The 9,915-nt window shown below is 64.3% G+C and carries 10 protein-coding genes and 1 tRNA gene; 7 read left to right on the forward strand and 4 right to left on the reverse strand.

All coding sequences use genetic code 11. The features are described from left to right. The 3 genes from IOC69_RS09440 to IOC69_RS09450 form a co-directional block, all read right to left on the reverse strand. Positions 1–338, reverse strand: a 338-nt coding sequence (locus tag IOC69_RS09440; protein WP_290543297.1) for a thiamine pyrophosphate-dependent enzyme, incomplete at its 3' end; no start/stop codon positions are given. Continuing rightward, complete coding sequence (locus IOC69_RS09445; RefSeq protein WP_290543298.1) at positions 335–1,378, reverse strand: NAD(+)/NADH kinase; 1,044 nt, start codon at positions 1,376–1,378, stop codon at positions 335–337. The genes IOC69_RS09445 and IOC69_RS09440, both read right to left, overlap by 4 nt. A 170-nt stretch (positions 1,379–1,548) precedes the next feature. Next, a complete protein-coding gene (locus tag IOC69_RS09450; protein ID WP_290543299.1) occupies positions 1,549–3,489 on the reverse strand; it encodes a sigma-54-dependent Fis family transcriptional regulator in 1,941 nt (646 codons plus the stop codon). Between the two features lie 208 nt (positions 3,490–3,697). Between IOC69_RS09450 and IOC69_RS09455 the strand changes: the two genes are divergently transcribed. The 4 genes from IOC69_RS09455 to IOC69_RS09470 are packed head-to-tail and all read left to right on the forward strand — an operon-like array spanning position 3,698 to position 6,204. Further along, positions 3,698–4,687 carry an acetamidase/formamidase family protein gene (locus tag IOC69_RS09455; RefSeq protein WP_290543300.1) on the forward strand — a complete coding sequence of 330 codons (990 nt, stop codon included), beginning with the start codon at positions 3,698–3,700 and terminating at the stop codon, positions 4,685–4,687. Positions 4,688–4,719: 32 nt separating this feature from the next. Continuing rightward, positions 4,720–5,484 carry an SDR family oxidoreductase gene (locus tag IOC69_RS09460; RefSeq protein WP_290543301.1) on the forward strand — a complete coding sequence of 255 codons (765 nt, stop codon included), beginning with the start codon at positions 4,720–4,722 and terminating at the stop codon, positions 5,482–5,484. A 19-nt stretch (positions 5,485–5,503) separates the two neighbouring features. After that, positions 5,504–5,851, forward strand: a complete 348-nt coding sequence (locus IOC69_RS09465; protein WP_290543302.1) for a Lin0512 family protein — start codon at positions 5,504–5,506, stop codon at positions 5,849–5,851. After that, a complete protein-coding gene (locus IOC69_RS09470) occupies positions 5,851–6,204 on the forward strand; it encodes a Lin0512 family protein (protein WP_290543303.1) in 354 nt (117 codons plus the stop codon). The genes IOC69_RS09465 and IOC69_RS09470 overlap by 1 nt, the downstream gene beginning before the upstream one ends. Before the next feature lie 227 nt (positions 6,205–6,431). On the opposite strand, the gene IOC69_RS09475 is transcribed toward IOC69_RS09470, so the two are convergent. Continuing rightward, positions 6,432–6,507: transfer RNA gene (locus IOC69_RS09475), tRNA-Ile, on the reverse strand. Positions 6,508–6,561: 54 nt separating this feature from the next. On the opposite strand from IOC69_RS09475, the gene IOC69_RS09480 reads away from it, so the two are divergent. From IOC69_RS09480 to IOC69_RS09490, 3 genes are all read left to right on the forward strand, one after another. Then, positions 6,562–8,016: an AMP nucleosidase gene (locus tag IOC69_RS09480; protein WP_290543304.1), complete on the forward strand. Its 1,455-nt coding sequence runs from the start codon at positions 6,562–6,564 to the stop codon at positions 8,014–8,016. Positions 8,017–8,073: 57 nt separating this feature from the next. Then, on the forward strand, positions 8,074–8,790 hold the full coding sequence (locus IOC69_RS09485; RefSeq protein ID WP_290543305.1) for an SIMPL domain-containing protein: 717 nt from the start codon (positions 8,074–8,076) through the stop codon (positions 8,788–8,790). An 84-nt stretch (positions 8,791–8,874) separates the two neighbouring features. Further along, entirely contained in the window at positions 8,875–9,798 is a 924-nt protein-coding gene (locus IOC69_RS09490) for a hypothetical protein (protein WP_290543306.1), read from the forward strand. Positions 9,799–9,915: the final 117 nt, after the last annotated feature.

Raw genomic sequence — 9,915 nt, forward strand, 5'->3', positions numbered from 1 at the left:
ATGTGCATGGAGCCGCCCTTGCCGCGGCAGGAGCCCGAAACCTTGCCATAGATTTCCGCCATCATGCCCTTGGGATCGACGCCCTTGGAAATGCAGTGACCGTGCCCCCGGTGGGTGGACGCGATGCGGTCCTTTTCGTTCAGATGCATCATGATGCCGGTTCCGGCGGCCTCTTCACCCGCATAGAGGTGGACGAAGCCGGGAATATCGCCCTTGGCGAACTCGGCGTGAAGGCGCTCCTCGAAGTCGCGGATCGTCTTCATGGTGCGATAGGCCTCGAGAAGGCCTTTCTTGTCGAGCGGGAATATCCCGGCCGTGCTGTTCGGAGCAGTCATCATTGTCCTCCCTTGTTCGGTTCTTGCGGATTCATTCTCATCAGGCCGTGGCGCGCGGCGTATTGCATGCAGCCGCTGACGTTCACGGTCCTGAAGGCGTTGGGCACGAGTTCGATTGTCACATCGTCTTCGCGCGTGAAGGAAACTTCGCGCTCTCCGTCGAGCGCGATGGACCCGTCGGAAATCGAGGGGCGGTATTTGTGGTTGGGCTTCATCGCCGCATAATCCCGAATACCGATGCCGCGCATGTAGCCTGGCGCAATGGGCGTATCGAGAATGATGTTGGCCTCGTCCTCGGGCGCGAGGCGTACATGAAGGCCACCCCCGTCAAGCCGCGAGACGGGGCTGAGCAACCCTGCGATGGCCGACATGCCGATCACCTCGGGGTCGGCGAAGGTGACGAATAGCTCGCGGAAGGTCTCGGTGCGCCAGAGGGCGCGCGCGCCGATGTAGCGCTCCGTGACCACCGCCACGTCCACCAGCGCGATCTCCTCATGGCCGTTCACACGCACCACGATCTTCTTGTTGGGAAGATAGGCATCCGGGGCCGGCACCTTGCCTGTCACCGCAAGCCCCACGGCAAGCCCGGTGATGGTGGGCTCGCGGTGCTCCGGAAAGGCATTGTTGGTGCCGGTGGAGACGCCCGCAATGGGAACCTCGCCGCAGGCCGTGACCACCGCGCGGTGCGTGCCATCGCCGCCCAGCACCACGATTGTCGCAACGCCCTTCTCCTTCATCAGGCGGGCCGCCTTCAGCGTGTCTTCCACCGTGCCGGAAATCTTGTAGTCGAGATGTTCGACCTTGGGGAAATGAGTCTGGCCCTGGTTCTCCGCCCGGTCGATGCCGCGGCGGACGTGATGACGGATGCCACCGTTCTCCGGCATCATCCAGACATGGTCCACGCCGCAGGCCTTCACGCAGGACAGGATGCGCAGCACGATATTGGCGCGATCGGTGATCTGCAAGGCAGTCGCATTGGCGATCACCCTGCGGATGTCACGCGCGGAGACAGGATTGGCGATAATGCCAATGGCGCTTCCCATTCGTTCCCTGATATTCTTGTTGTTCAAAACCCCTCTGAGCAAGCCACGTGCCAAACCTGGTGTAAACTTACAATTTCGTCTTTTCGAAAAGAGCAGCGCAGCAAAGTGTTGTGCAATTGCGAAGAAGAGTGCAGCAAGTGTGGCGAATGGCGCCACACCTGTGGCGCGCTTCAGAGGATGCGGGGCGGCAAGACCACGCCAAGCCGCCTCATCCGGCGGTGCAGCGTGGTGCGGTCCACGCCCATTTGCCGGGCGGCTGCGGAAATGTTCCAGTTGGCGCGGCGAAGCTCTTCCTGGAGTTGCCCGATCTCGCGATCGACGGGGTCGTTTCCGGAGGGTTTCACCGTGTGGAGACCGATCTTGCGGAACACCTGTTCGGGCAAGTCATCCATCCCGATGCAGGGGTCCGCTGCCACGGCATGGGCGAAATCCAGCACGTTCATGAGTTCGCGGATGTTGCCGGGCCAGTCGTAGGCCGCGAGCACCTCCAGTGCCTCCATCGACAGCGTCTTCGGCTTGCCCGTGCCGCGCCTTTCGAGAAGCCGCGCGACGATCCACGCGAGATCCGACCTTTCGCGCAGCGGCGGCAGCGCGATCATTGCCCCATTCAGCCGGAAATAGAGGTCCTCGCGGAAGCGGCCGCGGCGCGCCAGCGACAGGAGGTCCTGATGCGTGGCGGCAATCACCCGCATATCGACGGGCACGGGCCGCGAACCGCCCACCGGCATAACCTCGCGTTCCGCCAGAACGCGCAGAAGGCGCGTCTGCAGGGTAAGCGGCATGTCGCCGATTTCGTCGAGGAACAGGGTTCCGCCATGGGCCTCGCGGATCAGGCCCTTCTTGCCCTTGGTCGAAGCGCCGGTGAAGGAATGGCTTTCATAGCCGAAGAGTTCGCTTTCGATCAGGCTGTCCGGCAGGGCGGCGCAATTGACGGGGATGAAAGGCCCCTGTGCGCGCGCGCTGGACTGATGGATGGCCTTGGCGAGAAACTCCTTGCCCGTGCCGGTTTCGCCCTGCACCAGGATCGACATGTTGGTGTTGATGAGGCGCGACAGCTTGCGCAGGTTGCGCTGGACGGACGGCTCCTCGCCCGCCACTGCTTTCAGCGGCGCGGGCAGTTTGCACTCCTCGGCGGGCGCAGGCGTGTGACGGACACGGATGGTGGCTGGCGGAACCACCTGGATGAACAGGCTTCGCCCCGTGGTGGAGAGCCGGATGACATTTCGTTCGATGGCGCTGGTGGTGGCAAAGCGCGTGAGACCGTCGATCTCGCAGTCGAAGAAATCCGAGACGGGCCGGCCCAGCGCCCGCGTGGCGCCGCGCCAGTTCGTGCCCATCTCCTCGGCGAACAGCCCGCGGGCATGCTGGTTGAAGCCGGTGATGCGGCCCGAGGAATCGAGCGCCAGCACATATTCGGTATCGACCTGCGCCAGCGCCTGGTTGGAGGTGAGCTTGACGATCCAGCTGCGCGATGAGGCGCGGATGAGGTTCGCCGTCTCGATGCGGTGGGCGAAGCTCTTGACGATCTGCAGGGCCAGGAACTGGCTCGACTTCTCGCGCGGCGATTGCAGGGCTGAGATATCCAGCACGGCGGAGAGGTTGCCGGCCGGATCGAAAATCGGCGCTACGGTGCAGCTGAGCGGAATGTGGGTCGCGTCGAAATGGTCTGTCTGATGGACGGTCAGCGCCTCTCCGGTGGCGATGCAGGCGCCCACGCCATTGGTGCCGGCGCGCGCCTCGTTCCAGTCGGCGCCGAGATAGAGTCCGGCCTCGCGCAGGTAATCTGTCGTCGCCTCGTCGCCGATGTAATCGACGGTGATGCCCTGGCTGTCGGTCAGCAGGAGCACATAACCCAGACCGGCAACTTGCCGGTACAAGGCCTCCACGCCGAAACGCGCGGTGCGCAGAAGCTCCTCCATGGCGTCGCGGTGCTCGCGCAGCTCGCGGTCCTCCACGATCACGGCGGGGCGCATCACGGTGGGATCGAGCCGATGGCTGGAGATGCAGCGCCGCCAGGAGGCGACGATCAGCTCGTCCCGCGCCGTGGCATGGCCTTCAGCGACGCGGACCAACTCGCCAATATGCTCGGACTGCGCGGATAAGATCGGCATGGCCTCCCCTGCGGAAACCGCATATCAGGGCCAACGAAAATTTCTGTCAAGCCAAACCGGCCCATTGCCGTCCTCGCACGATGTTGTCAAAGTCGCATCAAGCGGTGTTGCAGCGCATCTTGGCATGGGCCATGCACCGGCCCCGACGATCGATACGAGTGCAGACGCGGCTTTCTTCGCACATGCAATATCAGGGAGGCGAATTGTCATGACGTGGCTGGAACAGAGCTACATGGGCCGCAAGGCCGTGGCGGGCGGCAAGGCGGGCAAGACCCACCTGCTGAACAAGGCGGTGCAGGGCGAGTACCATTATGTTTATGGCCCCTATGCCAAGCCGGTGATGACGATCCGCCCGGGTGACTTGGTGGTGGCGGAAACGGAGGACGCATTCGGTGGCGCCATCAAGACCGAGCAGGACCTGCCCTCGCAGAAGCTCAACATGCCCTTCGTCAACCCGCAGTGCGGCCCGATCGCGGTGGAGGGCGCTGAGCCCGGCGACGTGCTGTGCGTCCACATTCATTCGATCCTGCCGCGCGGCGCGCAGCCGGTGGGCACCTCGGCGCTGATCCCCGAGTTCGGCGGGCTGGTGTCCAACGGCCAGACGGCCATGCTGAACCCGCCGCTGCCCGAACGCGTGATGAAGTATCACGTGACGGAGCAGGGCGTGAAATTCAACGACCGCATAACCCTGCCCTACGAGCCCTTCATCGGCACGCTGGGCGTCTCCCCGCAGATCGAGGCGGTGCTCTCACTGCAGCCGGATTACTGGGGCGGCAACATGGATTTGCCCGACGTGGCGCCGGGCGCCGTCGTCTACTTCCCCGTGCTGCACAAGGATGCCTATCTCTACCTCGGCGACTGCCATGGCCGGCAGGGCGATGGCGAGCTCTGCGGCGTGGCGGTGGAGATGCCGTCGACCACCACGATCCAGGTGGACCTCATCAAGAACTGGCGCATCGCCTGGCCGCGGCTTGAAACCGCGGATATGATCATGACCATCGGCTCCGCCCGCCCGATGGAGGATGCCGCGCGCATCGCCTATCGCGAACTCACCCGCTGGCTTGCATCGGACTATGGTTTCGACGAGCTTGAGGCCTATTTCCTGCTCACCCAGGCGGGGCGCATGCGGGTGGGCAACATGGTCGATCCCAAATACACGCTCGGCGCATCGATCCTGAAATCCTATCTCGGCAACTGAACAGAACACACATAACAGGGAGGAATACGGCAATGGATCTGGGTCTCAAGGGACTGAACGCTCTGGTCACCGGCGGCAGCAAGGGCATCGGCCGGCGCGCCGCGGACATCTTCGCGGAGGAAGGCGCCAATGTCTCGATCTGCGCCCGCAACGCAACTGAGGTGGCCTCCGCCGTCGCCGGTCTCGAAGGCAAGGGCGTGAAGGCCTTCGGCCAGGCGATAGACGTCGGCAACAAGCAGGCGCTCGAAGGCTGGGTGGCGGACAGCGCCAGGGCGCTGGGCGGCGTCGACATCGTGGTGGCCAATGTCTCGGCGCTGGCGGCGGCGGAGGACTCCGAAGCCTCCTGGCAGGCGCAATTCGACATCGACATGATGCATACGGTGCGCACGGTGAATGCCGCCCTGCCCTATCTCGAAAAGTCCAGGTGGCCGTCGATTGTGGTGGTCTCCTCCGTGTCGGGCCGCGAAGTGGATTTCACGTCCCCCGCCTATGGGGCCTTCAAGGCGGCCCTCATCCATTATGCTCAGGGCCTCGCCTATAAACTCGCGCCCAAGGGCATCCGGGTGAACTCCGTGTCGCCGGGCAATGTCTATTTCAAGGATGGCATCTGGAACTATATCGAAACCAACCTGCCTGACCTGTTCAAGCAGGCCCTGGCGCTGAACCCGACGGGCCGCATGGCGACGCCGGAGGAAATCGGCAAGGGCATCGTGTTCCTCGCGAGCCCGGCCTCGAGCTTCACCATGGGCACCAACCTGGTGATTGACGGCGCCCTCACCAAGGGTGTTCAATTCTAAGCTTTGGGGAGGATACAGCATGGCGCTGAAACGCATGGTCGTCGAGCTCGGCATGGGAACCGATTTGCGCGGCTCCGACTACACCAAGACCGCAATAAGGGCATTGAAGGACGCTCTGTGGCGCAACTCACTCACCATCGCTCCGGCACTCGGCAAGGCTCCCGAAGACATGCATGTGAAGGTGCTGGTCGGCGTGCCGAAGCCGGAACTCGTGGACAGGGCGGCCGTGGCCGAAGCGCTGCCCTATGGCACGCGCGAGATTGAGGTCGTGGAGGGCGGCCTCGAGATCATGAACGACGAGGGCACCAATCTCACGGTGATCGCCAATGCCGCGGCCGTGGTCTACCTTGATCTGGAGAATGCCTGATGGCCCTGAAACGCATCATTCTTGAAATGGGCCATGGCAATGACATGCATGGCGGCGACTACACCAAGGCGGCTTTGCGCGCCGTGCAGGACTGCATCCACCACTCCTCCCTCATCTTTCTGCGCACCCTGAAGATCGACGTCTCGGCGCTCGAGATCGAGGTCACCATCGGCGTGCAGAAACCCGAGATGGTTGATCAGGAGAAGGTGGCGGCAAGCCTGCCCGTGGGCAAGGCCACCGTGAAGGTCGTCAAGGGCGGCCTCGATGTGCCCGATGACGAGCGCGGCGGGGCAACGGTCATCGCCACCGCGGGTGTCGCTGTGCGCGTCGACGAGAAACATTTGGGGGCCTGAAACAGCCCCTGTGATGACGCGCGGCAGTGCCGCATGGCAGGCGCCCCGTCATGTCCGTGCGCATCGCCGGCAGGGTCCGCACCTTGGCGGCTCCGGTGACATGGGTCCGCCGCCGTTTGCTCTGGTGATGGAAAGGCGAACCACCCAAGGCAATCGACAAGGACGATCTGGACCAGCCGCTTGCCGGACGTGACCGCAAGAATGCCGCGCTATTGAAGTAGATATCGTGGTGGGCCCACCAGGACTCGAACCTGGAACCAGACGGTTATGAGCCGTCAGCTCTAACCATTGAGCTATGGGCCCCCACGGAACGGGATGGCTACAGCAAATCGCTGAGCCATGCTATAGGCTCCGGTGATGGAACATGACCTGACGCCGGAAGCCGCCGTGGAGCGGCTGGTCGATCTCTACCGCCAGTCCACCACCAGGCTCAAGGACTGCCTCGAACGCTATTTCGACACGCGCGTGCCGCCCACCATCGATGAGCGCCGCAGCTTCATCTATCCGGAGCTCCGCGTCGAATACCGCTCCGGCGGCGTGCAGCCGCGAATCGCCCGGGCCTATGCCAAGTTCCAGGGCCCCGGCGCCTATGCCACGACCGTCACCCACCCCGAACACTTCAGCCGCTATCTCATCGAACAGCTCCGCTATCTGGTGAAGGATTATGGCGCGGCCATCGCCGTAGAGCCCTCCGACCAGGAAATCCCCTATCCTTACGTGCTGGACCAGGGCGATGACCTTGGGCGCAACGGCGTGACGGCGGCGGAACTCACGCTCCATTTTCCCGCGCCCAAGCTCGCCCAGGTGGGCGACGAAGTGCCGGACGGCGAGTGGACGCACAAGCCCGGCCACCCGCTGCCGCTCGCCCTGTTCGATGCCGTGCGCGTCGACTATTCGCTGAAGCGTCTGCAGCACTACACCGGCACCAACTGGCGCGGCGTTCAGCCGTGGATCCTGCTCACCAATTATCACCGCTATGTGGACCAGTTCGTGAAGTGGGGCCTCGAACAGCTGTCTATAGACAGCCCGTGGTCCGTGCTTTACCTGCCCGGCGGCGGCAAGATCACGCGGGGCATGCCCCGGGCCGAGGCGGAAGCGATCATTGCCGGATCGCAATGGCACCGCTTCCAGATGCCGGCCTATCACCTGTCGCGCGGGGACGGGCATGGCGGCGTGACACTCGTCAACATCGGCGTCGGCCCCTCCAACGCCAAGAACATCGCTGACCATCTCGCCGTGCTGCGCCCGCATTGCTGGCTGATGGTCGGCCATTGCGGCGGGCTGCGCCAGAGCCAGCGCATCGGCGACTATGTGCTGGCGCACGGCTATCTCCGCCAGGACCATATCCTCGACGAACTGGTGCCGCCGGAAATTCCCATCCCCGCCCTGGCCGAAGTGCAGGTGGCGCTCCAGCAGGCGGCCGCCCGCGTGACCGGCGAACAGGGCGACGCGCTGAAGGAGCGGCTGCGCACCGGCACCGTTGTCACCAACGACGACCGAAACTGGGAATTGCGCTGGACGCAGGAGCTGCGCCGCATCAACCTCTCCCGCGCCATCGCAGTGGACATGGAGTCCGGCACGCTGGCCGCCCAGGGCTATCGCTTCCGCGTGCCCTACGGCACGTTGCTCTGCGTCTCCGACAAGCCGCTGCATGGCGAAATCAAGCTGCCGGGAGCCGCCAACGCCTTTTATGACCGGGCCGTGGGCGAGCATCTGCTGATCGGGCTCGAAACCATCGAGCAGCTGCGCGGCAATGTGGGCCAGCTGCATTCCCGCAAGCTCCGCAGCTTCGACGAGCCGCCCTTTCGTTGATGCCCCACTGACGCCGCAATCTGTGCCCATCCAAACCCCCTTCCGAAGGAGAACCGCATGCCACGCCTGAGTTTCGCCGCAGCCGCCGTCATGGGCCTGCTCGCCGCCGTTTCCCCCGCTTTCGCCGATGGAGGCAAGATGCCCCGGATCGTTTCGCTGACCGGCCATGGCGAAGTCCGCAGCACGCCGGACATCGCCTTCGTCACCTCCGGCGTCTCGACGCAAGGTGAGACCGCCGCCGAGGCGCTGGCCGCCAACACCAAGGCCATGACCGGCCTGTTCGCCGCGCTGAAGGACGCGGGGATCGAGGACAAGGACATCCAGACTTCGAATTTCTCCGTCCAGCCGCGCTACGATTTCTCCAATGGCCAGGCGCCGAAGCTCGTCGGTTATGACGTGTCCAACAACGTCACCGTGAAGCTGCGCAAAGTCGATACGCTGGGCGCCCTGCTCGACAAGATGGTGCAGTCCGGCTCCAACCAGATCAGCGGCGTCAGCTTCGATGTCTCGCAGCCCGAAGAGGCGATGGACGAGGCGCGCAAGCTCGCCACCCAGGACGCGACCCGCAAGGCCAAGCTCTATGCCAGGGCCATGGGCGTCGAACTCGGCAACGTCATGCAGATCAGCGAGGGCTCTTCCGCGGTGCCGCCGCCCCTGCCCTTCGTGCGCGGCGCCGCAATGATGAAGGCGGATGCAGCGCCCGTTCCGGTGGCAGCCGGCGAGCAAACGCTTGCGGCGGATGTGAACATCATCTGGGAAATCAAGCAGCCGTGATTGCAGCCCGGCATGGGCGTGCTGGCGCATGTTCTGACCGCAAAAGCGGTTCCACTCTTTCGGATCATGCACTAATCTTCGCCCATGCCGGTTCTCGAACGCGACCCGTGGCGTTTGCAGTATTTCGAACATGTTCCGTGTCCGGATCATGTCGGCATTCCGACGGATGATCCCGATTGCTGGCAGCTCTTTCCGGCGCATCGCTGGATTTATGACAAGCTGAAGGTGGCGGAGACGCAGGGGCTCGCCGCCGCGCCGCATGGCGTGATGCCGGCGTCTTTCCCGGTCTTCTCCAAGCCGGTCACCAATCTGAAAGGCATGGGGCTCGGCAGCCGGGTGATCCGCTCCGCCGCCGAGATGGAGATCCATTACCAGCCGGGCCATATGTGGATGCCGCTGCTCGGGGGCGACCACGTCTCCACCGATTGTGCGGTCGAGAATGGCCGCATCGTCTGGCTCCGCCATGCGACGGGAACGACGTGGGACGATGGCACGTTCCGTTACTGGACAGTCCATGCCGAGGCCTTTCCGGATCTCGCCGCCAGGCTCGCAGGCTGGGTCTCAGGCCACATGGCGGGCTACACCGGCATGATGAATTTCGAGACCATCGGCGGCGTCATCATCGAGGCGCATCTGCGCTTTGCCGACCAGTGGTGCGATCTCTATGGCGCGGGCTGGGTGGAGGCGCTGGTGCGGCTTTACGCGGCGGGACGCTGGGACTTCGCCGACGCCAATCGCCGTGACGGCTTCTCGATGCCGCTTTTCGCGCGGCATGGCGGCGCCTACCGCCATCCCCCGGCTGCGCTGCAGGCCAAGGTCCGCGCCATGCCGGAGGTCAGGAGCCTGCAGATCACCTTTCACGAGCACAAGCCGCCGCAGGACCACGCCATGCCGCCCGGCGGCTTCCGCCTCGCGGTCATCAACGCGGCCTCGCTTGCAGCCGCCCGCGCGGCACGGCGCAGCCTGGCCGAGGCGTGGGAGCCCAAACTGATCCTGTCGCAGGATTAGCGCGTGCGGCGCGGCGGGTCGGCGTCGTGCTCGTCGACGTGGAAGCGGTGCAGGATGCGGTGGAACACGGGAGCCAGCATCAGCGAAGAAATGCCGATGAGCAGCAGGCCGGAAAAA

It is taken from the genome of Aestuariivirga sp., assembly GCF_020252405.1.
In the GTDB taxonomy this organism is placed as follows: domain Bacteria; phylum Pseudomonadota; class Alphaproteobacteria; order Rhizobiales; family Aestuariivirgaceae; genus Aestuariivirga.

Bases quoted from the DNA above. Each gene is read 5' to 3' on its own strand.
- IOC69_RS09445 (WP_290543298.1), bottom strand. From the start codon at position 1,378: ATGGGAAGCGCCATTGGCATTATCGCCAATCCTGTCTCCGCGCGTGAC.
- IOC69_RS09450 (WP_290543299.1), bottom strand. From the start codon at position 3,489: ATGCCGATCTTATCCGCGCAGTCCGAGCATATTGGCGAGTTGGTCCGC.
- IOC69_RS09455 (WP_290543300.1), top strand. From the start codon at position 3,698: ATGACGTGGCTGGAACAGAGCTACATGGGCCGCAAGGCCGTGGCGGGC.
- IOC69_RS09460 (WP_290543301.1), top strand. From the start codon at position 4,720: ATGGATCTGGGTCTCAAGGGACTGAACGCTCTGGTCACCGGCGGCAGC.
- IOC69_RS09465 (WP_290543302.1), top strand. From the start codon at position 5,504: ATGGCGCTGAAACGCATGGTCGTCGAGCTCGGCATGGGAACCGATTTG.
- IOC69_RS09470 (WP_290543303.1), top strand. From the start codon at position 5,851: ATGGCCCTGAAACGCATCATTCTTGAAATGGGCCATGGCAATGACATG.
- IOC69_RS09480 (WP_290543304.1), top strand. From the start codon at position 6,562: ATGGAACATGACCTGACGCCGGAAGCCGCCGTGGAGCGGCTGGTCGAT.
- IOC69_RS09485 (WP_290543305.1), top strand. From the start codon at position 8,074: ATGCCACGCCTGAGTTTCGCCGCAGCCGCCGTCATGGGCCTGCTCGCC.
- IOC69_RS09490 (WP_290543306.1), top strand. From the start codon at position 8,875: ATGCCGGTTCTCGAACGCGACCCGTGGCGTTTGCAGTATTTCGAACAT.